The 25,591-nt window shown below is 62.0% G+C and carries 20 protein-coding genes; 12 read left to right on the top strand and 8 right to left on the bottom strand.

The genetic code is table 11. The features are described from left to right. Window positions 1-198: 198 nt before the first annotated feature. The 7 genes from I5L79_RS06885 to I5L79_RS06855 all read left to right on the top strand — a co-directional run bounded on the left by I5L79_RS06885 (window position 199) and on the right by I5L79_RS06855 (window position 7,287). Window positions 199-915 (top strand): pyridoxine 5'-phosphate synthase, encoded by a 717-nt coding sequence (locus I5L79_RS06885; protein WP_196954288.1) that lies wholly within the window; start codon window positions 199-201, stop codon window positions 913-915. A 106-nt stretch (window positions 916-1,021) separates the two neighbouring features. Beyond that, window positions 1,022-2,068 carry a tRNA 2-selenouridine(34) synthase MnmH gene (gene mnmH / locus I5L79_RS06880; RefSeq protein WP_196954287.1) on the top strand — a complete coding sequence of 349 codons (1,047 nt, stop codon included), beginning with the start codon at window positions 1,022-1,024 and terminating at the stop codon, window positions 2,066-2,068. 38 nt (window positions 2,069-2,106) lie between these two features. Then, complete coding sequence (gene selD / locus I5L79_RS06875) at window positions 2,107-3,165, top strand: selenide, water dikinase SelD (protein WP_196954286.1); 1,059 nt, start codon at window positions 2,107-2,109, stop codon at window positions 3,163-3,165. A 3-nt stretch (window positions 3,166-3,168) separates the two neighbouring features. Continuing rightward, window positions 3,169-3,762, top strand: a complete 594-nt coding sequence (locus tag I5L79_RS06870; RefSeq protein WP_196954285.1) for a hypothetical protein — start codon at window positions 3,169-3,171, stop codon at window positions 3,760-3,762. Window positions 3,763-3,867: 105 nt separating this feature from the next. Continuing rightward, complete coding sequence (locus tag I5L79_RS06865) at window positions 3,868-5,724, top strand: ATP-binding protein (RefSeq protein ID WP_196954284.1); 1,857 nt, start codon at window positions 3,868-3,870, stop codon at window positions 5,722-5,724. Window positions 5,725-5,757: 33 nt separating this feature from the next. Then, window positions 5,758-6,537, top strand: a complete 780-nt coding sequence (locus I5L79_RS06860; protein ID WP_231402886.1) for an alpha/beta fold hydrolase — start codon at window positions 5,758-5,760, stop codon at window positions 6,535-6,537. A 39-nt stretch (window positions 6,538-6,576) separates the two neighbouring features. Then, window positions 6,577-7,287, top strand: a complete 711-nt coding sequence (locus I5L79_RS06855) for an SAM-dependent methyltransferase (RefSeq protein WP_196954283.1) — start codon at window positions 6,577-6,579, stop codon at window positions 7,285-7,287. Window positions 7,288-7,424: 137 nt separating this feature from the next. Here I5L79_RS06855 and feoB read toward each other — a convergent pair whose 3' ends face one another. Both feoB and I5L79_RS06845 read right to left on the bottom strand, forming a co-directional pair. Continuing rightward, on the bottom strand, window positions 7,425-9,536 hold the full coding sequence (feoB, locus tag I5L79_RS06850; protein ID WP_196954494.1) for a ferrous iron transport protein B: 2,112 nt from the start codon (window positions 9,534-9,536) through the stop codon (window positions 7,425-7,427). 81 nt (window positions 9,537-9,617) lie between these two features. Then, window positions 9,618-9,881 (bottom strand): FeoA family protein, encoded by a 264-nt coding sequence (locus I5L79_RS06845; protein WP_394368784.1) that lies wholly within the window; start codon window positions 9,879-9,881, stop codon window positions 9,618-9,620. Between the two features lie 210 nt (window positions 9,882-10,091). Between I5L79_RS06845 and I5L79_RS06840 the strand changes: the two genes are divergently transcribed. After that, a complete protein-coding gene (locus tag I5L79_RS06840) occupies window positions 10,092-10,994 on the top strand; it encodes a carboxypeptidase-like regulatory domain-containing protein (protein WP_196954282.1) in 903 nt (300 codons plus the stop codon). A gap of 186 nt (window positions 10,995-11,180) precedes the next feature. Further along, window positions 11,181-12,080: a carboxypeptidase-like regulatory domain-containing protein gene (locus I5L79_RS06835; RefSeq protein WP_196954281.1), complete on the top strand. Its 900-nt coding sequence runs from the start codon at window positions 11,181-11,183 to the stop codon at window positions 12,078-12,080. Between the two features lie 179 nt (window positions 12,081-12,259). On the opposite strand, the gene I5L79_RS06830 is transcribed toward I5L79_RS06835, so the two are convergent. Next, entirely contained in the window at window positions 12,260-14,758 is a 2,499-nt protein-coding gene (locus I5L79_RS06830; RefSeq protein ID WP_196954280.1) for a bifunctional UDP-N-acetylmuramoyl-tripeptide:D-alanyl-D-alanine ligase/alanine racemase, read from the bottom strand. 96 nt (window positions 14,759-14,854) lie between these two features. Between I5L79_RS06830 and I5L79_RS06825 the strand changes: the two genes are divergently transcribed. Beyond that, a complete protein-coding gene (locus I5L79_RS06825; RefSeq protein ID WP_196954279.1) occupies window positions 14,855-15,730 on the top strand; it encodes an EamA family transporter in 876 nt (291 codons plus the stop codon). 68 nt (window positions 15,731-15,798) lie between these two features. Here I5L79_RS06825 and I5L79_RS06820 read toward each other — a convergent pair whose 3' ends face one another. Further along, complete coding sequence (locus I5L79_RS06820) at window positions 15,799-18,423, bottom strand: DUF5686 and carboxypeptidase regulatory-like domain-containing protein (RefSeq protein ID WP_196954278.1); 2,625 nt, start codon at window positions 18,421-18,423, stop codon at window positions 15,799-15,801. 140 nt (window positions 18,424-18,563) lie between these two features. On the opposite strand from I5L79_RS06820, the gene I5L79_RS06815 reads away from it, so the two are divergent. Next, window positions 18,564-19,076 carry a regulatory protein RecX gene (locus tag I5L79_RS06815; RefSeq protein ID WP_196954277.1) on the top strand — a complete coding sequence of 171 codons (513 nt, stop codon included), beginning with the start codon at window positions 18,564-18,566 and terminating at the stop codon, window positions 19,074-19,076. Between the two features lie 170 nt (window positions 19,077-19,246). On the opposite strand, the gene I5L79_RS06810 is transcribed toward I5L79_RS06815, so the two are convergent. Both I5L79_RS06810 and I5L79_RS06805 read right to left on the bottom strand, forming a co-directional pair. Next, window positions 19,247-19,834, bottom strand: a complete 588-nt coding sequence (locus tag I5L79_RS06810; RefSeq protein ID WP_196954276.1) for a GNAT family N-acetyltransferase — start codon at window positions 19,832-19,834, stop codon at window positions 19,247-19,249. Between the two features lie 26 nt (window positions 19,835-19,860). Continuing rightward, the gene (locus I5L79_RS06805) at window positions 19,861-20,493 is read right to left on the bottom strand and encodes a DUF4230 domain-containing protein (RefSeq protein WP_196954275.1); all 633 of its coding nucleotides are present in this window, start codon (window positions 20,491-20,493) and stop codon (window positions 19,861-19,863) included. 89 nt (window positions 20,494-20,582) lie between these two features. Between I5L79_RS06805 and I5L79_RS06800 the strand changes: the two genes are divergently transcribed. Next, a complete protein-coding gene (locus I5L79_RS06800; protein WP_196954274.1) occupies window positions 20,583-21,812 on the top strand; it encodes a hypothetical protein in 1,230 nt (409 codons plus the stop codon). Here I5L79_RS06800 and I5L79_RS06795 read toward each other — a convergent pair. Together I5L79_RS06795 and I5L79_RS06790 are read right to left on the bottom strand one after the other, a co-directional pair. Then, the gene (locus I5L79_RS06795) at window positions 21,738-22,688 is read right to left on the bottom strand and encodes a 1-aminocyclopropane-1-carboxylate deaminase/D-cysteine desulfhydrase (RefSeq protein WP_317191362.1); all 951 of its coding nucleotides are present in this window, start codon (window positions 22,686-22,688) and stop codon (window positions 21,738-21,740) included. The genes I5L79_RS06800 and I5L79_RS06795 overlap by 75 nt on opposite strands. A 130-nt stretch (window positions 22,689-22,818) precedes the next feature. Next, on the bottom strand, window positions 22,819-25,386 hold the full coding sequence (locus I5L79_RS06790) for a YfhO family protein (RefSeq protein ID WP_196954273.1): 2,568 nt from the start codon (window positions 25,384-25,386) through the stop codon (window positions 22,819-22,821). Window positions 25,387-25,591: the final 205 nt, after the last annotated feature.

The following is a 25,591-nucleotide window of genomic DNA, read 5'->3' as shown; positions in this document are numbered from 1 at the left end:
AGGAAATACAAGATTACGGGTTATTCCGCATTCGGGTGGCAAAGCCGCGCCGGAGCCCGGGCCGCAGAACTCGTGGGGCCTACTCCGGCAATTCCTCTTATCAACAACGAAGGGGCCGGAACAAATCAGCCGGAAATACCCCCGCTGCCCAGAGGCACGTATCTTTGACCAAGTAGCCGCCTTTCTTGCCTTTTGGATATGACCAAGCTTAGCGTAAACATAAATAAAATAGCCACGCTGCGGAATGCCCGCGGCCACAACCGCCCCGACCTGCTGCAAACCGCCAGCGACTGTGAGCGGTTCGGCGCCCAGGGCATCACGGTGCACCCCCGCCCCGATGAGCGTCACATCCGCTACCAGGACGTGCGCGACCTGAAGGCCATTGTCACCACCGAGTTCAACATCGAAGGCAACCCAACGCCCGCCTTCCTGGACCTCGTGCGCGAAGTGCGCCCCGAGCAGGTGACGCTGGTGCCCGACGCCCCCGACGCCATTACCTCCAATGCCGGCTGGGACACCATCACGCACCAGGTGTATCTGCTGGGGGTGGTGCAGGAACTGAAAAGCCTGGGCTGCCGCGTGAGCATCTTCCTCGACCCCGACCTGGCCATGGTGAAAGCCGCCCTGGGCACCGGCACCGACCGTATTGAGCTATACACCGAGGCCTACGCCAGCGGCTACGCCGCCGACCGCGAAGCCGCTGTGGCCCCCTACCGGGCCGCCGCCGCCTTGGCCCACGAACTGGGCCTGAGCGTGAATGCCGGCCACGACCTCGACCTCGACAACCTCGCCTTCCTGCACCAACAGCTGCCCGGCCTGGCCGAAGTCAGCATTGGCCATGCCCTGGTGTGCGACGCGCTGTATCTGGGCCTCGAAAACACCATCCAGCTCTACCGCCGCCAGTTAAAGAATTAGTAATTAACAATTAGTAATGAAGTGTCAGGGAGTAACCGGGGCAATGCCCAAGGGTGCAGTCCCTTTCATTACTAATTATTAATTCTCAATTATTAATTAAAAATCCATGCCTCGTCTGTCTATCGAAGACTTCCTGCAGGGCCCGGCCGATGCACCTATTCTGGATGTGCGGGCACCGCTGGAGTACGCCCAGGGGCATATTCCGGGCGCGGTAAGCTTTCCGCTGTTTTCGGATGAGGAGCGCGCCCGCATCGGCACCACCTACAAGCAAATCAGCCAGGACCGGGCCGTGCTGCTGGGCCTGGATATGTTTGGGCCCAAGATGAGCCGCATGGTGCAGCAGGCCCACAAGCTGGCGCCCGGCAGGCAGGTGCGCCTACACTGCTGGCGCGGTGGTATGCGCAGCGGGGCGGTGCAGTGGCTGCTGGAGCTGGGCGGCCTGCAGGTGCAGCTGCTCGACAAAGGCTACAAAGACTACCGCCGGTTCGCGCTGGCGGAATTTGAGCGCCCGCGCCAGCTGCTGGTGCTGGGCGGCCTCACAGGCTCCGGCAAAACCGATGTGCTGCACGCGCTAACCCAGCTGCAACAGCCGGTCCTGGATCTGGAAGGACTGGCCAGTCACAAAGGCTCGGCCTTTGGCTCCATCGGGCAGCCTGCCCAGCCTACGCAGGAGCAGTTTGAGAATGATCTGGCCTGGCAGCTGGCTCAGTTGCCGACCGCAGCGCCCGTGTGGGTGGAGGATGAAAGCCGCACCATCGGCAGCGTGCATTTGCCCACGCCCTTGTTTGCGCAGATGCAACAGGCTCCGCTGGTGCTGCTTGAGATTCCGCGGGAAGTGCGCGTGCGCAAGCTGGCCGGGGAGTACGGCCGCCAGGATGCTGGCGCCCTCGCCTCTTCTATCCTGCGCATCCGTAAGCGGCTGGGCGGACTAGCCACCAAGGAAGCCCTGGCGGCCATTGCCGAAGACGACATGGAAAAGATGGTCAGCCTTGTGCTCGACTACTACGATAAAACCTACACCCACAGCCTGGGCGGACGCACCTTCCTGCGCGTGCCCTCCACCACCTGCGACGCCGCTGTGAATGCGGAGCTGGTGCTTCGGGCCGTACAAGCCAACTTCCCGGCCCCGCAGCCCGTTGCCCAGCCCCGGTAGCGGCCGGCTCTCTCCCACTCTTCTGTTGCTTTCTGCTTATGAACTCTCCCGAAACCACCGCCGAAACCGTCCGCCTCACCCAGTACAGCCACGGCGCGGGCTGCGGCTGCAAAATTGCGCCCAAGGTCCTCGACCAGATCCTGCACACCAGCATCCCGCAGCCCCACGACGACAAGCTGCTGGTGGGCAATAGCAGCCGCGACGATGCCGCCGTGTACGATATAGGTGGTGGCCAGGCGCTGATTTCCACCACCGACTTCTTCATGCCTATTGTGGATGATGCGTATGATTTCGGCCGCATTGCCTCGGCCAACGCCATTTCCGATGTGTATGCCATGGGCGGACGGCCTGTGCTGGCTATTGCCGTACTGGGCTGGCCCATCGATAAGCTGGCGCCCGAGGTGGCCCGCCGCGTGATTGAAGGCAGCCGCAGCATCTGCGCCGAGGCAGGCATTCCGCTGGCCGGCGGACACAGCATCGACTCGCCCGAGCCGATTTTCGGGCTGGCTGTGACAGGGTTGCTCGACATCAGTAACCTGAAGCGCAACGACACGGCCACGGCCGGCTGCGAGCTGTACCTCACCAAGCCGCTGGGTGTGGGCATGCTCACCACGGCGCAGAAGCGCGGCCTGCTCCAACCCGAGCACGAGCAGATTGCCCCACGCAGCATGATGCACCTCAACAAGATTGGCGCCGACCTGGGTCCGCTGCCCGCCGTGCGCGCTATGACGGACGTAACCGGCTTCGGGCTGCTGGGCCACTTGTCGGAAGTGTGTGAGGGCAGCCAGCTCACCGCCGAAATTGACTTCAGCAAAGTGCCGCTCCTGCCCGAGGCGGAAGTGTACCGGCAGCAGAAGGCCATTCCGGGCGGCACCGTGCGCAACTGGGACTCCTACGGCCACAAAATCGGGAAGCTGACGGACGAGCAGCGCCACTGGCTCTGCGACCCGCAGACGTCCGGCGGGCTGCTGGTGTGCGTGGAACCGGCCGGCCGGGAAGCCGTGCAGGCCGTGTTTGCGCAGTACGGACTGGCGCTGGAAAGCTTCGGGACGCTCCGGGCGCACCAGCCCGGGGAGCCGTGGATTCTGGTACGGTAAGGCATGAAGCTGTTTCCCTTGCTGCGGCAGCTGCTGGAACTAGGGGCGCTGCTGGTGGGCGCCCTGCTGGCCGTGCGCTTCGTAACGGGCCTCTTCAGCCGCCGCCAGTCGATGTACCGCGTGTCGGTGGCCCGGCAGGTGCAGCTGCTGTTCTGGCCTTTGCTCACCCTGGCCGTGGGGTTACCGCTGGTTTGGTCGGCCGGGCTGGCTGCTCCGCTTTCAGCTTACGAATGGCTGCTGACGGGGGCGCTGGCCGCGCTTGTATTGGTGTTTGCGGGGCCGGCCCTGGTGCTGCACCTACAGTACTACCTGCACAACCAGGCTACTACCCTCTGCTTCGAGCCCAAGAAAAACCAACTGGAGATATACGAAAATGACCAGTTGGTGCCGTTTAGCCGCCAGGATGTGGTGCGCGTGCAGTGGGTGCGCTGCCGCTCCCGGCGCTTTTTCTGGAGCCAGTACAGTTTCCTGCGGCTGCATCTGCGCAACGGCACCACCCTCACGCTTACTTCCCTGCTCACCAACCTGACGCCCGTGGCCGAGTTTCTGCGCAACACCCACTTGCAGGAAATTCGCCGCTGGTGGTGTATACTATAGTTGATTTTCTCTTCTTCGGCCATTATCGTGCTTCTCTCAGCTTCTGGATATTCGCGGCGGCCGGTTTCACTTCTACGAAAAGCCGGCTGGCTGCTGGCTTTCTTTGTGCTGCAAGCCAATGCAGGCTACGCGCAGCCTACAGAAGCGGGGCGGCTGGAAGCCCGGCTGCGTCGGCCTCTCACCCCCAGCAGCCGGCTGCAGGTGCTGGACTCCCTGTGTGCCGCCTGGGAGCCATATGATATCAACCGGGCTATTCATTACGGGCAGCGCAACCTGCGGCTGGCCCGGCAGTTGGCGCAGCCTGCCGCTGAGGTGCGGGCGCTAAACCGGCTGGGGCGCTGCTACGTGGCCGTGGCCGATTACCTTACCGCCCGTCAGCTGTACGACCAAGCCCTACACCTGGCCCGCGAGGCGAATAACCCCGATGGAATTGCCTCCACCTACAGCCACCTGGGTGCCCTGCACTACTACCGCAACGACACGATAAGCGCGTGGCGCAACTTTCGGCGGGCCTTGCAGCTGCTGCCTGAGCCCGGCGTGCAGCCCAGAACCCGGGTGAAGGTGCTCAGCAATTCCAGCGACCTGCTGTTTGAAACCCACCAGCCCGGCCGCGCCCGGCAGCTGGGCGAGCAGGCCGTGCAACTGGCCGAACCGCTGCACGATATGGAGCCTGCCATCAAGCACCACCTGAACCTGGGGCTGCTGGCCGTAGAGCAGCAGCAGCCTGCCACGGCGTTGAGGGAGCTGTCGGCTTCCGTTGTGCTGGCTCATCAATATCAGCGCCCTGGCCACGAGGCGGCGGCGCTGCTGGAACTGTCCAGCCTGCATTTTCAGCAGAACAACCTCCCACAGGCACTTACCGAAGCCCAGCGGGCCCTGCGGCTGGCCCAGAACTGGCACGACCGGGAACGGGTGCTCAGTGCCTATGATCTGCTGGCCGAAATCTACGCGGCCCAGGGGCAGTACCCCACTGCCTATCAGTGGCGAATGCTCTACCAGGACCTCAACGACAGCCTCAATGAGCGCCGTCAGCTGACGACCCTGGCCGCCTGGGAAAGCCGCTATAACCTGCGCGATAATGAGCAGCAGATCCGGCAGCTGACCCAGCACACCCAGCACCAAACCACCCGCAACCGACTGCTGCTGCTGTTTTTGGGCGTGCTGACGCTGGCGCTGCTGGGCGCGGGCCTGCTCTATTGGCAGCTGCGCCGCAGCCGGCAGGCACTGGTGCGCAACCACCTGGCTTTGCGTGAGGCCAACCTGCAGGTAGCCCGGCTGGCCGCCGCCAAGGACCGCCTCTATACCATCGTGGCCCACGACCTGCGCGGCCCCGTCACGGCCTTTGCGGGCGTAGCGGAGCTGATTGAGTTCTACCACCGCGAAAACAACGAGGAAGGCCTGCGCAGCCTGCCCGCGCTGGTGCGCCAGTCGGCCGGCGGCCTCAATCATTTACTGGATAACCTCCTGCACTGGGCCGTGATGCAGAGCGGGGAACTGCAGCCCCAGCTGGAGCCCCTGGAAGCCGGGGAGCTGCTGCAGGAGTGTGCGGCCATCTACGCCACACTGGCCCACGCCCGCCACCTCACGCTAACCGTGGAGCTCCTGCCGGCCCGCCTCTACACGCATGCCGACCGCAACATGCTGCGCACCATACTGCGCAACCTCACGGGCAATGCGCTGAAGTTTACCCCGGCCGGGGGAAGCGTCACGCTCAGCGCCCGGCCTGAAGCCGACCGCATAGTATTTCAGGTGCATGACACCGGCACAGGCATGACGGCCACGCAGGTAGAGCAGATTCTGACGCCTTCGAGCCTGCCGCAACCCCCAGCCGCCGACCGCACCGGCACAGGCCTGGGCCTTGCGTTGTGCCGCGCCTTTATCACCCGCCTGCGGGGCACGCTGCGCTTGGTGAGTGTGCCGGGTACGGGCACTACGGTGCAGGTGCGGCTGCCGGCGGCGTAAGTTCGGCGCCGGGGCTGCATCTTTGCGGGTACTATGATCTTGCCCCTCCACTACCGCGAACTGGGCGCCGGGCGCCCCCTGGTGATTCTGCACGGCCTGTTTGGCACCCTCGACAACTGGCAAACCCTGGCCCGCCGCTGGGCCGAGCAGTTTCGCGTCGTCGTGGTAGATTTGCGCAACCACGGCCGCTCCCCGCACTCGCCCGAGCATTCCTACTCGCTGATGAGCCAGGACGTGCTGGCCTTGTTCGACCAACTCAGCCTGCCTGTCGATACTACCCTGATGGGCCACAGCATGGGCGGCAAAGTAGCCATGCGCTTTGCCCTGGACTACCCCGAGCGGCTGGGCCGGCTGATTGTGGTGGACATTGCCCCACGCCTTTCCGATATGCGCCACCAGGACGATATTCTGGCTGGCCTGAATGCCGTTGACCTTTCCACCATCCAGAGCCGACAGCAGGCCGACGATGCCCTGGCCCTCCACATTCCGCAGCCGGGGGTGCGGCAGTTTCTGCTTAAAAACCTCTACCGCCGCGAAGACAACTCGTTTGCCTGGCGCCAGAACCTGCAGGCTCTCACGGCCCAGATGGCGGCCATCGGTGAAGAAATAACCGACCCCGACCCTTTCCTGAAACCCGCCCTGTTCATCCGTGGGGGCAAGTCGGACTACATTTCCACCGAGGACAAGCTCTACGCTATTCCGGCCCTGTTTCCCAACTCGCAGGTGGAAACTGTGGTGGATGCCGGCCACTGGGTGCACGCCGAAAAGCCCGAGGAAGTTTTTGCCCTGGTGCAGGCCTTTGCCGCGCAGTAAGCCCGTAGGCACTTCGTTTTTTTGCTTAGCTGATTTCTTATGCCCGCCGGAACGCTTTACCTCATTCCCGCCACCCTAGCCGACGATACGCTGACGCAGGTCCTGCCCGCCCAGGTGCCGGCCCGGCTGGCGCAGCTGCGGTATTTCCTGGTGGAAAATGCCCGCACGGCCCGGCGCTTTATTAAGCAGGCCGCTCCCGAGCAGGTGATTGAGGAGCTGCGCATCACCGTTATCGACAAAGACAGCCCACCGAGCCAGATCCAGGCGAGCCTGAAGCTGGTGCTGGCCGGCCAGGACGCGGGCGTGATTTCGGAAGCGGGCTGCCCCGGCATTGCCGACCCCGGCGCGGAGCTGGCCAAAGCCGCGCACCAGTTGGGCATTCGGGTGGTGCCGCTGGTTGGGCCGTCGTCGCTGCTGCTGGCGCTGATGGCCTCGGGCATGAACGGGCAGAGCTTTACTTTCCACGGCTACCTGCCCATTGAGCGGGGCCGACGCGGAGCGGCTATCAAGCAGCTCGAAAAACTAGCCCAGGCCCAGCACCAGACGCAGCTGTTCATCGAAACGCCCTACCGCAACATGCAGCTGCTGGAGGATTTGCTCAGCCAGCTGCACGGCAGCACGCGCCTGTGTGTGGCCGCCAACCTTACCGCGCCCAACGAGTACATCCGCACCGATACGATCAGCAACTGGAAAAAAGCCGGCCCGCCCGATCTGCATAAGCAGCCGGCAGTGTTTCTGGTGGGCGTTTGATGGGAGAGTGACGAAAGCAGCCGCCTGATAGTAGGGCGCGGGGCTTGTCCCCGCCCGTCGTTGAACAGATTCGTTAAGACGGCGCAAACGTGCGGTCGGGGACAAGCCCCGCCCCTACTTCCTGGTGGGTATAACCCTTACTTCAGCAACTGGTACACCAGCAGGGCTGAAAAATAGGCCAGCCCGGTCATGTACACCATCTGAAGCAAGGGCCATTTCCAGCCTTTGGTTTCGCGGTAGGTGGTGGCCAGGGTACTCATGCACTGCATGGCAAACACGTAGAATACCAGCAGGGAAGCCGAGCGGGCCGTGGTGAAAAATGGCTGGCCGTCTACGTCCTTGGCCAAAGCCAGCTTCTGCTGCACGGTACGCATATCGGCGTCCTGGCCCACGCTGTAGATGGTGGAAATGGTACCCACAAACACTTCCCGGGCCGCAAACGAAGTCAGCAGCGCAATACCGATTTTCCAGTCGAAGCCCAGGGGGCGGATGGCGGGCTCCAGCGCCCGGCCGAACACGCCGGCGTAGGAGTTTTCGAGGCGAATGGCGGCCACCTGCATGTCGGTTTCGGCAGCGGGACGGGCCTGGGCAGCGGCCTGCTCCCGCACCTGGGCTTCGGCTTTTTCCAGGGTTTGGCCCGGCCCGAAGGAAGCCAGCACCCACAGCATCACCGAAATGGCCACAATCACCTTCCCGGCCTGAAACACGAAGGTTTTGACTTTCTCCACGATGGTGATGCCCACGTTTTTCCAGCGCGGCCACCGGTACACCGGAAACTCCATGATGAAGTAGCTTCGCTCCTTGGTTTTAAGCAGCAGCTTCATGGCCAGGGCCGAGAAAATAGCCGCGAAGAAGCCCAGCAGGTACAGCCCCATCAAGGCAATACCGCGCAGGTTGAAGATACCCAGCACTGGCTCATCAGGCACCACCAGGCCAATCAGCACGGTGTAGATGGGGATGCGCGCCGAGCACGACATGAGCGGCGTGACGAAGATGGTGATGATGCGGTCCTTCCAGTTTTCGATGGTGCGGGCACTCATAATGGCCGGCACGGCGCAGGCCACCCCCGAAATCAGCGGGACTACGCTCTTGCCGTTCAGCCCGAACTTGCGCATGATCTTGTCCATCATGAACGTGACGCGGGCCATGTAGCCGGTTTCCTCGAGCACGGCAATGAAGGCAAACAGCAGGGCAATCTGGGGCACGAACATGAGTACCCCGCCCAGCCCGGCCAGCACGCCCTCCGTGAGCAGATTGATGAGCGGGCCGTCGAAGTTGGTTTGGATAAGGCTGTTGATGAAGGCAATGCCCTCGTCAATCAAATCCATAGGGTAGCTGGCCCAGGCAAACACGGCCTGAAACATCAGAAACAGCACCCCGAAGAAGATAAGGTAGCCCCACACCCGGTGCGTGAGTACCCGGTCAAGGCGGTTGCTATAGGGCTCCTTGCGCTCCGTGCGCGTCACCGACACGGTATCGAGCAGGATGTCGTTGATGCGGGCGTACCGGTCGATGGTTTCCTGGGCCTGCCGCGGCGTGGCTTCAAACCCATACTGCTGCACCAGCTCTCCGATGTACGCCTTATCATCGGCCGACAAAAAGCTGATTTGCCGGTACTGGTGCGCGTAGTGCAGGGCCAGGTAGTCGTTGTGCAGGTTGAAGTAGTAGCGGATCTGCCGGATCATGGGCAGCAGAGCCTCCTCGGGCGCGTAGAACCGCACGGCGGGCGCGTCGAGCTGCTGCGCCATCACAATCTTGAGGGCCGCAATGCCAATGCCTTTGCGGGCATTCATGGGTATCACGGGTACGCCCAGCTCCTGCTGCAGGGCCTGAATGTCAATCTTTACCCCGTGCTGCTCGGCCACGTCCATCATGTTCAAAGCCAGCACGGCGGGCAAGCCCAGGTCGGCCAGCTGGGTGAACAGCAGCAGGTTGCGCCGCAGGTTGCTGGCGTCGGCCGTGATGATGACGAAGTCGGGGTACTGCTGGGACGTTTTGTCGTAGAGCAGGTCGGTTATTACCTTCTCATCAAGGCTCTTCGGGTAAAGAGAATACGTGCCGGGCAGGTCGATGATTTCAGCGCGCAGGCCGGGCGTAAGCTGAGCTATGCCGGTTTTGCGGTCTACCGTCACGCCGGGAAAATTGCCGACCTTCTGGTTCAGCCCCGTCAGCTGGTTGAACAACGACGATTTGCCGGAGTTGGGGTTGCCGATCAGCGCAATGCGCGTGAGGGTGCCCGGATGCCGCATGGCCGCTGCCTCCAGCCTGGCGGCCGAAGTGGCGGCTCCGGCCCGGCCGGTAATCGTATCTGCACTGGCCATACGCAATGGCTACTCCTTCAGCATAATCGTGGCCGCCTCATTCACCCGCAACGACAGCGTGTAATCTTCGCCGTCGCCCACCATCACAGTGATAGGGCAGCCCAGCGGGGCCCGGCTGTTGAGCCGAATGCGCGTACCCGGAATGCACCCCATTTCCAGCAGCTTCAACGCCATTTCGGGGTCATTGAGGCAGCAGATCGTGCCAGCTTCGCCCATGCCAAGGTCTTTGACGCTGCGGGGAGTGGGCTGAGCAGGGGTGAAACGGGTAGACACAGGCAGGTTCTCTATTTAGACTTACTTTAAACAAAGGTACGCCCCATTTGGGTTTCGGCCAAGCCGATAATATCTTTACCTCCTTCCCTGGTAAAGCACGCAATCTATGGTGGTACTTTTCCGAAATGGAATTGTTGTTTATAAACAATCATAGATAATGGCTTTACACTTAGGGGTTTTGTTGTATTTTTGACATACAATCGACCACATATGCAACAACGTCTACTTTCCGTATTAGCCTTTTTCCTGTTCTTGCCCCTGCTGGCCTCGGCCCAGGGCACAGAGAACCGCATCACCGGCCGCATCGTGGACTCCAAAACCAAGGAGCCGATTCCGTTTTCATCCATTGGGATGAAGGAAGAGCAGACCGGGGTGCTTACCAACGAGTATGGCTTCTTCCAGATTGCTATGCCCGAGAAAAATGAGTCGGACTCGCTCGTGGTTATTGCGCTGGGCTACTTCCGCAAGACGGTACCGGTTAAGCGCGGCACCAAGATGGAGGATATCTCTATCGAGGTGGTAAAGCGTGTAATTGAGCTGAAAGGCGTGACCGTAGAGGGCGGCAAAGTGAAGGAGCTGGGCCTCGGCTCCCGCTCCAGCGACCCGGGCGAAGGCATGATTCAGGGCCAGCCGGGCAGCCAGTACGCTTTCTTCGTGAAAAACGACAAAGGCAAGAAGCTGGGCAATATTCGCTCGGTGTCGTTCTACATTGGGGAGCATGGCTTCCCGCGGGAGCCGTTCCGCGTGCGCCTGTACAAAGCCGACGGTGACTATAACTCGCCCAACACCGACCTGCTGACGGAAAACGTGGTAGTATCGGCCCCCGGCGGCGGCCAGTGGTACACCATCGATTTGATCAACTACAACATCCCAGCGCCCGAAGAAGGCTTCTTCGTAGCCATGGAGTGGGTTGTGAGCGGCGACAAGTTCTACACCACCAACTTTGCCGACAACTACACGCCCTACGGCCAGATCATGCGTCCCACGTTCGAGTTCAAGGAAAGCCGTACCTGGAACTACAGCATCGGCAAGGGCTGGAGCCTGATTACGCTCGTCAACAACGGCAAGTACTACAACGCCATGATCAAGGCGGAGGTAGACATGATTAAATAGATGCCGGGCTTGCTTACCTGTTAAAGCCGCCGCCTTCCCAGCTTTTTTCTGGTAAGGCGGCGGCTTTGGCTTTCCGGTCGGGTCAGTTGCCCGGCCAAAACCAGTTGGGCAAAATTGCTGACACCGGTCCGCAACGCTTAGAAGTTGCGGGAACTCATTGTATTTTTGGGCAGTAAACCCTGAACCATGCCGCAACGCGTACTTTTTCTATTTGCTCTGCTTCTTCTGCTTCCGGCCCTGAGCTTTGCGCAGGCCAACCGCATTTCGGGCCGGGTGGTAGACCAGAAAACCAAGGAGCCCATTTCCTTTGCCTCCATTGGCCTGAAGGAAGAGCAGGCCGGTGCCCTTACCAACGAGTACGGCTTTTTCCAGCTGCCCATGCCGGACAAAAACGCCACCGACTCCCTCATCATTATGGCGCTGGGCTACAAGCGCACGGCTTTGCTGGTGCGCAAAGGCACCAAAATGGATGAGCTCATCATTGAGGTTCCCAAGCTACCCATTCTGCTGGGCAACGTCAACATCTCGGCCAGCAAGGTAAAGGAGCTGGAAATGGGCGCCCGCAACAATACGCCCGGCGACGGGATGATTCAGGGCATGCCCGGCAGCCAGTACGCCTTCTGGGTGAAGAACGACAAAAGCAAAAAGCTGGGCATGATTCGCTCCGTTTCCTTTTTTCTGAGTGAAAGTGGCTTCCCCCGGGAGCCTTTCCGCGTGCGCATCTACAAGGCCGATGGCAACTACAGCTCCCCCAACACCGACCTGCTGACGGAAAACGTGGTGGTGTCGGCGCCCGGTGGCGGCCAGTGGTTTACGATTGACCTGGGTGCCTACAATATCCTGGCGCCCGAAGACGGTTTCTACGTGGCCATGGAGTGGATTGTGAGCGGCGACAAGTTCTACACCACCAACTTCATGGATTCCTACACGCCCTACGGCCAGATTCTGCGCCCGACGTTCGAGTTCAAGGAAAGCCGTACCTGGAACTACACCATCGGCCGGGGCTGGACGCTCATCACCCTCGCCAACAACGGCCAGCGCTACAACGCCATGATTAAGGCCTCGGTGGATATGTATAAGGACTGAGAGCTTAGAGCTTAGAGCTTAGAGCTTAGAGCTTAGAGCTTAGAGCTTAGAGCTTAGAGCTTAGAGCTTAGAGTGTATGATAAGGCCCCGCAATGGTTGTTGCGGGGCCTTACTTTTTCTCTTTTCTTATATTTTGCCTGCTGACGCATTACGTAAGCACGAGGCACAAAGCACTAAACTCACTCCGCCACGAACACGCGCTTTACCCGGGTGCTGACGTTAGTGAGCAGCTCGTAGGGAATGGTGCCGATGCGGGCCGCCAGCTCCGAAAGCGTGATGCCGGGGCCGAACACCTCAGCTACGTCGCCGGCCTGCACGCCCGCTATTCCCGTAACGTCGGCCATGCACATATCCATGCATACGTTGCCCACGATGGGGGCGCGCTGGCCGCGGATAACCACTTCGCCCCCGCCGTTGCCAAAGCGCCGGTCGTAGCCGTCGGCATAGCCGATGGCCAGGGTGGCAATGCGCCGCTCATACTCCGTGGCCTGACCGCGGCGGCCGTAGCCCACCGTCTCGCCTGGGGCCAGGGTTTTCACCTGCGACACGGTGGTGCGCAGCGTGCTCACGGGATGCAGCGCGTCCTGCTGCTGCCCGGTGGCCTCCACTCCGTACAGCCCAATGCCCAGCCGCACCATGTCGAAATGACTATCGGGAAAACGGATGATACCGGCGGAGTTAAGCGCGTGTTTCAGCACCGGGTAGCCTAATGCTGCCTCCAGACGCGGGGCCATGCGGCCGAAGGCGGCCAGCTGCTGGCGCGAAAAGTCGTTGTGCTGGGCTTCATCGGCGCCAGCCAAGTGGGTGAGCAGGCTGGCTACGCGCACATAGCCGGCGTGGGCCTGCAGCAGTCCGCACAACTCATCCAGATCTTCTTCGGCGAAGCCCAGGCGGCGCATGCCGGTATCAAGCTTAAGGTGAATGGGCGGCAACGGCTGCTCTTGGGCGGCGCGCACGTACTCCCGCAGCATCTCAAAGGAGAATATTTCGGGTTCTAAGTGGCACTGGCGCAACTTCTGCAACGAGTCGGGCGAGGGATTCATCACCATCAAAGGCAGGCTGATGCCCTGCTGGCGTAGTTCTACTCCTTCGTCGGCGTAGGCCACGGCCAGGTAGTCGGCGCGGTGGAACTGAAGCAGGTTGGCTACTTCATAGGAGCCGCTGCCGTAGGCAAACGCCTTCACCATCACCATGAGCTTGGTGCCCGGCTGCAGGCGGCTGCGGTAGAAGTTGAGGTTGTGCACCAGCGCATCCAGGTTCACCTCCAGCACCGTACCGTGGATTTTCTGCTGAAACGCGGCCACAATCCGCTCGAACCCGAACCGCCGGGCGCCCTTCACAAGAATGGTTTCGTGCCGAAACGCATCGGGCCGGAAGCTGGTCAGAAAGGCCTCGGTATCGGCGTAAAACTCGGCGGCGAAACCGGCAAACAAGCTCTGATGGGCGCTGATATCGGGGCCGATGGCCAGCAGCCGCTCCACGCCGTGCGTGACCAGCTGGGCTGCCACCCGGGCGTACAGTTCCGCCCCCGCGAGTCCGGATTCCAGCACATCAGACAAAATAAGCGTGCGGCGGCCGCGCCGGGGCTGGCGCACCAGCGCATCGAGGGCGAGGCTGAGGCCGGCCAGGTCGTTATTGTAGGTATCGTCGAGGATGTAGCAGTCGTTGAGGGCCTGCTTCATTTCCAGCCGCATGGCCACGGGGTGCAGCCTATCGAGGCGGCGCTGAATTTCGGCGGGTGCCACCTGCCGCCACAGCAGCACCGTGAGGCAGTGCAGAGCATTTTCGAGGGAAGGCTCATCGGCAAAAGGCACCGTGAACGTGTGCTCCTGCGGCAGCGGACGGCGCTGGACCACGCGTACCAAGGTGCGGTCGGCGGAGGCTTCCAGCACCGTTACGGCCACGTGGGCGTCGTGCGGGTGCTGGCGGCTCCAGCTGAAGGTGCGACTGGCTCCAAGCTGTTGCTGGGCCGCGGTATGAATCAGGGCGTGGTCGCGGCAGTAGAACAGCGTATCCACCTCCCGGAACAGCTGCATCTTTTCGGCTACTTTCTCGGCGGGCGAGCTGAAACCGGCGTCGTGGGCGGTGCCCAGGTTGGTGAAGACGCCCAGCGTGGGCTGGATGACGGCCGCCAGCCGAGCCATTTCGCCCTGCTCCGAAATACCGGCCTCGAAAATGCCCAGCGTGTGCGTACGGTTCAACTCCCACACGCTCAGGGGCACGCCCACCTGAGAATTGTAGGAGCGCGGACTTTTGCACAGCAGCTCATCCGGGCTTAGCAGCTGAGCCAGCCACTCTTTCACAATGGTTTTGCCGTTGGAGCCCGTGATGCCAAACACCGGCAGGCGAAATTGGGCCCGATGGTGGGCCGCTACCGCCTGCAACGCCAGCAGACTATCGGCCACGAGCACAAACCCGGCCTCGGGGAAAGCCGCCACGCCGCCCGGAATTTCCCGGGCGCTATCCACCACAAACTGCCGCACCCCGCGCTGGTAGAGCTCCGGCAGGTAGCGGTGCCCGTTGTGCTGTGTTCCGCGGATGGCAAAAAATAACGACCCGGCCGCCACACCCACGCGCCGGCTATCGAGCAGCAGGTACTGCACCGAAGTCGCCGGAGCGGCCGGGGCCTGAAGCAACGTGCCACCCACCAGGGCCGGCAAATCAGAGAATAGCAGCATACAACAAAGGTACGACTAGGTGCGCGCTACCATCGGCACATCGGAAGCGTTGCGGTACCTTTGGCTGTTCTCCGGTTCCACACCCACCCGTTCCCTTTGTCTCGTCATCATTCCGCCGCACTGCTGGCGTTTCTTATCTGGGGCTTTTTCCCGATTCCGCTCAAAGCCCTGGCTTCTTACCCCAGCGGGCAGATTCTGCTGTTTCGGGTGCTGGTGTCGCTCGGGCTGCTGCTGGTCGTGAATCTGGTTTTGCGCCGGGCGGCCCTGCGCGGGCTGGCAGCGCAGCTGCGGCAGGCGTCGCGCCCGGAGCAGCGGCGCGTGCTGGTCCTGGCTGTAGGCGGGGGCCTGCTGCTGGTGGGCAACTGGCTCTTGTTTATTTACACCATCAACCAGGTGAGCGTGCAGGCGGGCTCGTTTGCTTACCTTATCTGCCCCATTCTGACGGCGCTGCTGGGCTTTGCGGTGCTGCACGAACGGCTGCACCGCGGCCAATGGCTGGCCATCGGCCTGAGCACGGGCAGCTGCGCCCTGTTGGGTATGGGCGACTTCCGCTCCCTGGGCCTCAGTGTGGTAGTGGCCCTCACCTACGCTTTCTACCTGATTTCCCAGCGCCTGCTGCGCGACTACGACAAGCTGATTCTGCTGATGCTGCAGCTGGTACTGGCAGCCATTATCCTGGTGCCACTGGCGGGCGTGCTGGGCGCCAGCCTCCCACAAGGCCTGCACGATGCTTACCTGCTGCGCATGGCGGTGGTGCTGAGCGTGTGCTTTACCATCATCCCGCTGTTTCTGAATCTGTACGCCCTCAGCGCGCTGCCCTCGGGCACGGTGGGCATCCTTATGTACGTGAATCCGCTGGTGAGCTTTGTGCTGGCCTTCCTGTACTTCCACGAAGCCGCCACCCTCACGCAGGCGGTGGCCTACACCATCATTCTGGCCTCGGTGGTGCTCTATAACCTACCGCGGAAGTAGCTGTTTTGCTAACCGTTATCCGTTGTTAGCATCAGGCGTGCACTTATACATCTGACAACCAGAAATCCTTAAAATCCTGCCCCTATCCGGATACCGGTGCTGAGCTGCTGGCCGGAGCGCAGGCCGGTGTACACATCTACCCGGAAAACCTTGAAAATGTGCTCGATACCGGCACCCAACTCTACGTAGTGGCCCACGGTGGGCGTGCTGAGGTAGTTGAAAGAAGCCACTTCCTGCCATTTGAGGCGGCGTAGCAGCGGGATTTTATTGAGAAAAAACCCGTTGAAGTGGTGGTTGACGTGGGCTTCCAGGTAGCGCTGCCGGGTGCTGAAGCGGTAATAGTCCAGCAACTGAAACTGGTCGAAGTTGGCGGCAAACCCGGTGAGGTTGCCCGAAAAGTGGCGGTAGTCCATAAACGACAGGCGCGAGTTGCCCAAGAAGCCGCCCACGGTACCATCGAGGTGCATTTGACCCAGGAGGCCCAGCTCCAGGTCCTTGCGCACGCCGGCTTCCAGGCGGGTGTAGCGCACGTCGGAGCCCAGCACGCCACTTATGCCCTGACGCCAGGCAGCACGCAGCCTGGGGTATTTCGAGCCCATGTTGAACTTGCCATCGGGCCGGGTCATGTACTCCTGGCCGGGCTGCCACGTCAGCTCCGCGAAAGCGGTGAGCGACTGGTTGCGGCCAAATGAAGGATCGGGCAGCTCTTCGTTCACGGGCACGTTGGGCGTGAAGGCGCGGCCAGGCACGTCGATGACGACTTTGTTGCTGTGGTTTTGCAGCTCGCGGCGGTCGGCGTAGCCCAGGGCGGTGCGCAGCGTAAGGCCGTTTACCAGTTCGTGGCGGAAGTTGATTTCGCCACCGTCGCGCTGGTAGTACTTGGCGTAGTTGCGGTTGCGCAGCAGTGTGTAGCTGGTGTTGATGAAGGGCGTGAGCTGGGTGGCGGGGTCGAAGTCCTCGATGGTGCGGCCCACCATGAAGCCCACCCGCGTGAACGATAGCGGCCGGAACGTGTAACCCCCGGCCAGGCTGGGGCTGAACAGGCGCGCCCCGAATCCGTAGCGCAAAGCCGGCGTGAGCGAGTAGCTGCGCCGGTCTTCGTAGCGCTGGGTGTAGGTAGCTTCCAGGTTCAGCGTCACGCCTTCTACCGTATTGTAGAGCAGCCCGTTGAAGATGGATGAGACATAGATGCTGCGGCGCCGGAACGAGTTGGAGTAGTTGTATCCCGTGAGCAGCACCTGGGCCGGACTAAGCTGGTTGCGCTTGCGGTCCAGGGAGTCCTGGTAGGGCCGGGAGCGTTTGATGACCTCGGCGCTGTCCTTCACGTGGTAGTCCTTGCGCTCCTCGGCCGTAAGCGGAATTGGCCGCACCTCGTTCCAGAACGTGGAGTCCCGCTCGTTGGCTCCTTTCTCGATGCGCAGGACTTCGCCTTTGCCCAGGGGCTCCACCCCGGCCACGGCTTCTGGCTGACCTTCCACTACTTTCACCTGCTCCCGCACCCGACGCTTGAGATTGGGCAGGCTGGGCCGCTGCTTTTTCACCTCGGCCACGGTTTCGCGTGTTATCGGAGCCTCGGGCTTGGCGGCGGCCACGGCTTCTGCCTTCTCGGTGGGCCGGGCCGGGTAGGTGGCCTGCACGCGGTAGTTGCTGAACACGGCATTGAAGGAGCCACTGCCTTTGAAGCCCATGCCCTGCCCGGTCATACTCAGCTTCTGCGACTGCAGCACCCACACATCGGGGCGGCTGGGCGCGGGCATAAACTGCTGCTCAATGCGGATGGACTCCACGTACTCGATGCCGGCGTTCTGGCCCAGACTCAGATCCAGGCTGTGCAGGTGCCAGTCGCCCTCGTTGAGGTAGATGTAGCCCGAGAAGGCCGGGTCGTTGCGGTGGCGCGGACTCACTTTGATTTTATGAATCTGGTGGCCGTTCTGCTCGGTGGTGCCCACCAGCTCGTAGCGGTAGAACAACATAGCGTTCTGGGCAATGGGCGACACAAAGCCCCGCTCCGAAAAGCCCGACTGCAGCAGGTTGTCGTAGAAATTGAAGCTGCGGCCCGAGGCGCGGTTGAAGCTGAAGCCCCGGCTGTTGCCGCTCACCCGGGAGGCAATCATCCGCTCCCGTACCACGTTGGGCTGCCGGAACGTCAGCTCCGATACCGATTCCGACAAATAAATAACGCCCGGCTTCAGGCTGGGGTCAGTTTTGATGATGCCCAGTATTTTGGCCGGCACATCGAGCAGGCGCACCAAGCCTTTGAGGTAGGTGCGGGCGCTGAAGCCAGCCACTTCGGCGCGGTGGTAGCGGCGCCACTCAATGGCGTGCTGCACCAGGGCGTAGGCCGGGTCGCGGTCCTTGGCGCGCACCAGCACTTCCTTGAGCTGGTAGCTTTCGGGCAGCAGCGTCACGTCGAGGGTGGTGGCCGTGTCGCCGCCGGCTACGCGCACGGTGGTAAACTGCGGCCGGAAGCCCACGTACTGAAACACCAGCTCGTAGGAGCCTGCCTCCAGGCGAAACTGGTACTGGCCCTGCTCGTTGGTAGCGGTGCTTTGGGTGGTACCGCGCACGGCCACGTTGGCAAAGGCCAATGGCGCTTTATCGGGGCCGCTTACCCGCCCGCGTACCACGCCGGCCTGCGCCGCAAACGTCGCCCATACCAATAATAGTAATTGCAGTAATCCAGCACGCCACATCACAAAGTCGGGTTCAGTCGTAGTTTCGGTGAAGATAGATACAAAGACCGGCCCGCAGGTTGCCAGCCGCTACCGAACCACTTGCCGCGCCCAGCCGTTACCTTGGCACTGGGCTGCACCTGCGGCGCTTTTACCTGGCTATGCAACAACGCCCTACCAAAACCTACACGCCCACCGAAGCCCTGCAGAAAATAGCTGCTTTCTGTACCTATCAGGAACGAAATCAGCGGGAAGTGGCCGAAAAGCTGCGTAGCTACGGGCTGGATGAGGACGAAGCCGGCGAAATCATTATCCGCCTCAGCCGGGAAAAGCTGCTGGATGAGGAGCGCTACGCCAAGAGCTTTGTGCGGGGCAAATACCGGCAGAAGAAGTGGGGCCGCCGTCGCATTCAGCAGGAGCTGAAGCAGAAAGGCCTGTCCGACTACTGCATCAAAGCCGGCATGAAGGAAATCGACGGCGACGAATACTACCAGAACCTGACGTCGCTGCTGGAAAAGAAGGACGCCCAGGAAAAGGAGCGTCACCCGGCCAAGCGCCGCCAGAAGCTCACCCAATTCCTCACTCTTAAAGGCTACGAGCAGGACCTCATTCGCATGGCCCTGGAAGACCTGGGCAAGCCGCCTGAGGACGAAGATGAGGCCTACGAAGACTAATGCCGCACTTGCACTTATTGTGAGGAAAAACAAGCCTTATTAAGGAGTAAAATAAGACTTATTCTTCCTCGCAATAAGCACAGGCATGGCTTTACGAGCAGCTTACGTTGTCCGTCGCCTGGGCCAATCCGACTGTTGCACACCTAAAGCACCGACGCGAAGATGCGCCTCTAGATTGATGAGGCAGCCTGGTACTCGGCGCGGAGCAGGCCGAAAAGCTGGGCATCCTGCCATTCGTTGTAGAGGAAGTACCGCTCGCGCTGGAGGCCTTCTTCCCGGAAGCCCTGTTTTTCGAGGCAGCGGCGGGAAGCGGTGTTGCGCGGGTCTACGTCGGCTTCGAGGCGGTGCAGGCTGAGCTCTGTAAAGGCAAATTCCAGCAGGACCGCCAAGGCTTCGGAGGCGTAGCCCTGGCCCCAATGCCCCGAGCCCAGCGCGTAGCCCACGCCCGCGTGGCGGTGCTGGGCGTGAAGGCCATAAAGGGTAGCGGTGCCAATTACCTCGTCGTCGGTGAGGCGGGTGAGGCCCCATTGGAACAGGCTCCGCTCCCGAAATAAGGTTTCTATCTGGGTTTGCAGCTCAGCGGCTTCGGTGAGGCTCGTAAACGCCTCCCGGCTCCAGTAGCGCATCACGGCGGGGTCGGAGAAAATGGTAAACAGGGCCGGCACATCGGCCGGGGCAAGCCAGCGCAGCCGCAGCCGGCGAGTGGTGAGTGTAGGAAGTTGGGTGAGGCCAGGCAGGAACGAAGGAGCAGCAGTCATGTCGCAAGCTTACCACTAGGCGGGCGCTATTGCAACCGGGGCCGGACCGGAGCCGCCAGTTGGCGCGTGAGCACTACGCGGCGGCCCGTCATGGTTTCAAGCATGGGCCGCAGAATCAGCTCGGCGTTCTGGTTGGTCTGAGCCAGAATACCCGACTGCAGGGCGGCGCGGCGCACATTCTGCTCGGCGTACTTATAGCCGGCATCCACCAGCTCGGCATCCTGAAAAAACCCGTTCTCGACGCTGTAAACCTTGCTGTTCTTGTGGTCGATCTGCCAGGTGCAGAGCTCGGCCGGGGGCAGGGCCACGCGCACCACCGAGTCGCCCTCGAACACCACATCCTGAGGGCGCACCTTGCGCAGGTCGAGGCAGCCGACGGCGTCGCCGGCCACAATGAGGGCCACTTTGGCATCGGGCAGGAAGCGGTACGTGCTTTTCTTGTACTCCACCACGTCTTTGAAGTGGTAGCGCACCAGTTCCAGCCGGCCCAGGCTTTCCACCTTCTGCAGCACCGTGTTGTGCGTCACGGTCACGCGGGGCTCGGAGCGCAGCGGGTCGAAGTCAGCCAGGGCGGGCTGTACCTTTTTCCAGAGAAACCAGCCCAGCCCTACCAGAAAAGCCAGGGGCAGCAGGCGGCGCAGAAGACGAGCAAGGGGCATACTCAAGCAGAAATGGTTGGCTGAACCTACGCAAGCTGCGCGGTTTTGGCTGAGGAGGTGGCCGGGGTTTGCGTATTTTGCCGGAGCCTATGCCCTTGCCCGCTCTCCCCTTTCCTGGCTTCTTGCGCGTGTCGGCCGGCCAGCGGCGCTGGCTGGCGCGCTACCACGGCTGGCTGCTGGGGGCCCTGTGGCTGCTGGTGCAACTGCTGCTGCTCTGGAAACACGGCGGCCCGCGTAGCGTAACCGACAGCCGGCGCTACCTGCTCTACGCCCAGCAGATTGCGGAGCAGTGGTATTTCGAGCACGACCACAACCTGCGCTACGTAGGCTATCCAGTGTATTGTAGTCTGTGGCTGAAGTCGGGGGCAGGCCTGTGGGGCATCGTGCTGGGCCAGATGGTGGTGGCTGGCTTGGCTGCTTGGGCGTTTTATCGAGCGCTGCTTCAGCTCACGGGCCGACGCCTAGTGGCTGCCGGCGCTACGGCCTTGCTGCTGCTCTGGCCCGATACGCAGAACCTGAACGCCTATATCCTCACGGAGTCCCTGTTCACGAGCGGCATTCTACTTTGCTTCTGGGCTCTCACGTTTGTCTCAGGTCGTTGGGGAATAACTCGCTTGCTGGTGCTGGCCCTGGCTACGGCGCTGTTGCGGCCAAATGGCTTTCTGATACCGATGGCGTTGGCTGGGGCGGCCGGCTGGCAGTTGTGGCCCCGGCTAACGCCCCGGCAGCGCGGGGTAGTAGTGGTGGCGGTAGCAGCAGTTATGCCCCTGCTCTGGATGGTGCTCAACAAGCTGCTGCTCACGTTTACGCTGATAGAAACCTACTTGCGTGGCGAAATTATCTACCTATACCCCGGCTGGACCGTACAGCCCCGGCAGCCGCTGCAGCTCCCTCCCGCCGACCTGGGGCCCGTCCTGCGGCTGGCATATTTCATCCTGCACAATCCGGCTTACTTCGCCCAGCTCGCTTTGCTGAAAGCCTTTGCCTTGTTCAGCGGCCTCAAGCCTTACTATTCCCGGGTGCATATCGTGGCAGCAGTGGTCGTGCTCTACCCCTGCTACTGGCTGGCCTGGCGCGGCAGTCGGGCTGCCGCGTTTCCAGGTATTGTGCGCTGTTTTCTGGTAGCCCTCATCGGCTTGCAGGCTTTGGTGGTAATGCTCACGATTGAGGACTGGGACGTCCGCTTTCTGGTGCCTATGCTGCCCGCCATCTTCGCGCTGGCCGCCCTGGGTATGGCGGCGTGGTTACCTGGCTGCCTCGGTGGGCCACCACGCGCTGCGCTTCCCGAAACGCTGCCGGAAGCCCGCCCAGCCTTGTAGGCCACCCGTGTGCACGGCTACCAGGGTGCTGCCTGGCCGAAAATAGTCCTGCTCCAGCAGCTGCAACACGCCCCACAGCAGCTTGCCGGTGTAGACGGGGTCGAGTAGCACGCCATGCCGTGCCTGAAACTGCCGGATAAAGTCGAGCAGCCCGGCCGAAAAGCGGGCGTAGCCGCCGTGGTGGAACCCGGAGTGCAGGACCCAGTTTGACGAGGCTGATTCATTTCCAAGTAGCCGCTGCACCTCTGCCCGCAGTAGCTCCCCTTCACGCAGGGCGGCTATGCCCACGGCTGTTTCGGGCGGCAGCAACCCGGTTACCAGCCCGGCCAGCGTACCACCCGTACCGCAGGCCACGGCCACGTAGTCGAAGGACGTGCGCGTGCGCAGCTCGGTGAGCAGCTCAGCGCAGCCCGGCAAGGCCAGCGCATTGGACCCACCCTCGGGCAGTACGTAGGCGGGCCCGAAGTCCTGCTGCAGCTCAGCTACCCACCCCGACTCGTGGCGGCGCTGGTAGGCTTCCCGGCTCACGAAGCGCAGCTGCATTCCATCGGCTCGGGCGCGGGTGAGCGTAGCGTTAAGCGGCCGGTGCGCCAACTCTTCGCCCCGGATGATGCCGATGGTGCGCAGGCCACTGAGGCGCCCGGCAGCGGCTACGGCGGCAATATGGTTGGAGTACGCGCCCCCGAAGGTCAGAAGCTTGTCGTGACCCTGCTCCCGGGCGGCCTGGAGGTTGTACTTAAGCTTGCGCCACTTGTTGCCGGGCAGCTCGGAGTGCGTTAGGTCGTCGCGGAGCAGCAGCAGGCGGATGCCGCGCGCTGCCGCCGCTGGTTCGTCCAGGGGCTGGAGCAGCAAGGGCGCAGCAGGAGGCATCATCATAACAAGGAGGAAACACGACGGCCCCTTATCGGCCGCTGGTGAGCAAGCAGACAAGGGGCCGTAGCATAAGTGTTCAACTCAGGAAAAGGCCGTCATCAGGATGAGCTAACGCCCAACAGCAGTAGCTTCCTTAAGCGACCAGCTGCTCCTGCCCCACCACCGTTTCCGGCCGGCGGCGCAGCGCGTACACTACCGTGCCCAGCAGCGCCAGAATCAGCAGGATAGACGACACGAGCGAAACGGTATTGCCGACGGAGTACGACGTTGGCTCGAAGCGGAACTCGATGGTGTGCTGCCCGGCTGGCACTTGCATGGCGCGCAGCACATAGTTGGCGCGCACGTAGGGCGCAGGCTTGCCATCGATAAAGGCATTCCAGCCGTCTTTGTAGTAGATTTCCGAGAAAACCACGAAGCCGTCCTGCACGGCGTTGACTTTGTACACGAGCTTATCGGGCGAGTATTCCGACAGGGAAATGGTGGAGCCGACGGTGATATAATTGGTTTTGCTGAGCGGAAACTTCGCTGCATCCACTACCGCTGCCGTGGCTGGGTTCAGCCCCGTCAGCGCCTTTATTTCCTCGTCGGGCGTCTGCACTTTCTGGATTTCGCTTACAAACCAGGCGTTGCCCAGCGCGCCGGGGTTGCGCTGTACCTGCACGCCGCCCTGGGCCTGCTGACTGGGCACAATCACGTAGCGGGTGTTCAGCATGTTCAGCACGCCGGGGTTGCCCTGGGCCAGCTGACGCTCAATCAAATCCTGGTAGCGGCGCAGCTTGGCGCCGTGGTAGCCGCCAATGCTTTTGTGGAAGTAGGAGGTGTTGGCTTCGTTGAAGGGGTTGGCCGTGTTGTACACCCGGTAGCTCAGGCCCTTGTCCTGCAAAATCTGCTGGTCGGCGGCCGTGGGCACAAACTGCTGGGCTACGGTTTCGCGCTGGAAGTTGTCGTCGTTGAGGTAGCGCTTATCCACGCCCCACAGGTCTACCAGCGTGAGTACGCCCACCAGCGCCGCGGCTACCGTAGCCGTGAGCTTGCGCTGCAGGTAAAACCATAGCACGGCGCCCGTCAGCAGAATAAACACCAGGGACCGGAACACGTCTTTGTGCATAAGCGAAGCACGGTCCTGCCGGATGGCGTCGAGCGGGAAGCCCTGCTGCTGGAGCACACTGTCGATGGGCGAAGCAAAGTCAACTAAGTCACCACTCCAACTCACTATGTAAGCCAGCAAACACAACCCGGCCGTGATGCCCACGGCGTAGAGCAGGTTACGCTTGAGGAGGGCAGTTTCGGGCGTAGCCACGGGCACGGCCACCAGCGCCGGATGTGTATTCGGCGCGGCCGCTACCACCGTTTGCGGGCGCAGCACGCGGGCCAAAGCCAAAATGGCCAGCAGCGGCACCGCCAGCTGCGCAATAACCAGGGCCATGCTCACCGAGCGAAACTTGTTGTAGCCGGGGAAATAGTCGAAAATCAGGTTGTTGAACGTCTCGAAGTTCTTACCCCAGGCCAGCACAATGGAAAGCAGCGTAGCCGTCAGCAGCCACCAGCGGGTGCGTCGGTCGGCCACAAACAGGCCCAGTACAAACAGCAGCAGCACACCCGCGCCCAGGTACACCGGGCCGCTGGTAATGGGCTGGTCGCCCCAGTAAAGGGGCAGCTGCCGCAGCACATCCTGCAGCTGCGCGGGCGGCACGCCCAGCTGGGCCAGTGCCTGCCCGGTAGCCGAATTCTCGCTTAGGGCACCCTGGGAGGCCCCGCCGTAGTAGTTGGGAACGAGCAGCGTAATGGTTTCGCCCACGCCGTAGCTCCACTGGAAGGCGTAGTCCCGGTCGAGGCCGGAACCCACGTTTTCTTCGGTAGCCGCGGCTGGCTGGCCGGGCGCGGTGGGGGCGGGCGTCTTCAGCTCCGAACGGCCCCGGATGCTGTACTTGCCGTATTCGAGGGTAGTGTAGAGCCGGCCGAAGCTCACACCCACGGCCAGCCCGGCCGCCAGGGCCAGCACAGCTACCCGACTCAGCAGGGCCGGCAGCCGGTTTTCGCGCACGGCAGCCACCAGCTCTATCACGCCAAAGATCAGCACCATCAGCAGCAGATAGTACGTAATCTGCAAGTGGTTGGAGCGCAGGTTCATGGTCAGGCCTAGGGCAAACAGGGCCGCGCCCAGCCACATATTGCGGCGCAGCGCTACCAGCAGCCCGGCCAGCACCAGGGGGGCATAAGCCAGCGCCAGGGACTTGGTGTTGTGTCCAGCCGAGAGAATGATGAGGTTGTAGCTGGTGAAGCCCAGCGCTACCGCGCCTACCACGGCCAGCAGCGGCCGCACGCCCAGCGCTACGAAGAGCAGGTAGCCGCAAAGCAGGGCCAAAAACAGGTTGGCCACCACGGCCGGCAGGTTCAGCGTGAAAATCTTGTGCAGGTAGCCTGATAAATCCCCCGGAAAGTGGGTGCTGATCAGGTAGGTAGGCATCCCCGAGAACATGGAGTTCGTCCAGAGGGCCTCTTTCCCTATTACCTCCCGGTACTGGGCCGCCTCGTGGGCTCCACCGTTGAACTGCACGATGTCGTGCTGGGCCAGGGTTTTCCCGTCGAAGAGGATAGGGGAGAAATACACGGCGGCCAGCACCAGGAAAAACAGGACGGCCAGCAGGTGCGGCAGCACCCGCTGCCACAGGGGCGCGGGGCCGGAGGAAACGGTTGTCATTCGGCGTGAAAAGAAGCTGATATAGTACAGACCCGGCGGGTGCTACGCCCGCCAAAGCAGCCCGAAGGTAGCCCGATTATTTCATTTCCCGGAACCCGGTCGTGCGGTTTTGGGTACTATGCCGGAGCCGGCCGGCCCACAAAAAACCCTTCCACCCACCGACGGATGAAAGGGCTTAATCAGGTTTGAAGGCCTGTGAGAACCT

The sequence above is a fragment of the Hymenobacter guriensis genome, assembly GCF_015773195.1.
Classification (GTDB): Bacteria; Bacteroidota; Bacteroidia; order Cytophagales; family Hymenobacteraceae; genus Hymenobacter; species Hymenobacter guriensis.
This window is presented reverse-complemented; position numbering and strand designations above follow the sequence as displayed.

Coding starts and splice junctions, on each gene's coding strand:
- I5L79_RS06885 (WP_196954288.1), top strand. CDS start 199: ATGACCAAGCTTAGCGTAAACATAAATAAAATAGCCACGCTGCGGAAT.
- mnmH (WP_196954287.1), top strand. CDS start 1,022: ATGCCTCGTCTGTCTATCGAAGACTTCCTGCAGGGCCCGGCCGATGCA.
- selD (WP_196954286.1), top strand. CDS start 2,107: ATGAACTCTCCCGAAACCACCGCCGAAACCGTCCGCCTCACCCAGTAC.
- I5L79_RS06870 (WP_196954285.1), top strand. CDS start 3,169: ATGAAGCTGTTTCCCTTGCTGCGGCAGCTGCTGGAACTAGGGGCGCTG.
- I5L79_RS06860 (WP_231402886.1), top strand. CDS start 5,758: ATGATCTTGCCCCTCCACTACCGCGAACTGGGCGCCGGGCGCCCCCTG.
- I5L79_RS06855 (WP_196954283.1), top strand. CDS start 6,577: ATGCCCGCCGGAACGCTTTACCTCATTCCCGCCACCCTAGCCGACGAT.
- feoB (WP_196954494.1), bottom strand. CDS start 9,536: ATGCGGCATCCGGGCACCCTCACGCGCATTGCGCTGATCGGCAACCCC.
- I5L79_RS06840 (WP_196954282.1), top strand. CDS start 10,092: ATGCAACAACGTCTACTTTCCGTATTAGCCTTTTTCCTGTTCTTGCCC.
- I5L79_RS06835 (WP_196954281.1), top strand. CDS start 11,181: ATGCCGCAACGCGTACTTTTTCTATTTGCTCTGCTTCTTCTGCTTCCG.
- I5L79_RS06830 (WP_196954280.1), bottom strand. CDS start 14,758: ATGCTGCTATTCTCTGATTTGCCGGCCCTGGTGGGTGGCACGTTGCTT.
- I5L79_RS06820 (WP_196954278.1), bottom strand. CDS start 18,423: ATGTGGCGTGCTGGATTACTGCAATTACTATTATTGGTATGGGCGACG.
- I5L79_RS06815 (WP_196954277.1), top strand. CDS start 18,564: ATGCAACAACGCCCTACCAAAACCTACACGCCCACCGAAGCCCTGCAG.
- I5L79_RS06810 (WP_196954276.1), bottom strand. CDS start 19,834: ATGACTGCTGCTCCTTCGTTCCTGCCTGGCCTCACCCAACTTCCTACA.
- I5L79_RS06805 (WP_196954275.1), bottom strand. CDS start 20,493: ATGCCCCTTGCTCGTCTTCTGCGCCGCCTGCTGCCCCTGGCTTTTCTG.
- I5L79_RS06800 (WP_196954274.1), top strand. CDS start 20,583: ATGCCCTTGCCCGCTCTCCCCTTTCCTGGCTTCTTGCGCGTGTCGGCC.
- I5L79_RS06795 (WP_317191362.1), bottom strand. CDS start 22,688: ATGATGATGCCTCCTGCTGCGCCCTTGCTGCTCCAGCCCCTGGACGAA.
- I5L79_RS06790 (WP_196954273.1), bottom strand. CDS start 25,386: ATGACAACCGTTTCCTCCGGCCCCGCGCCCCTGTGGCAGCGGGTGCTG.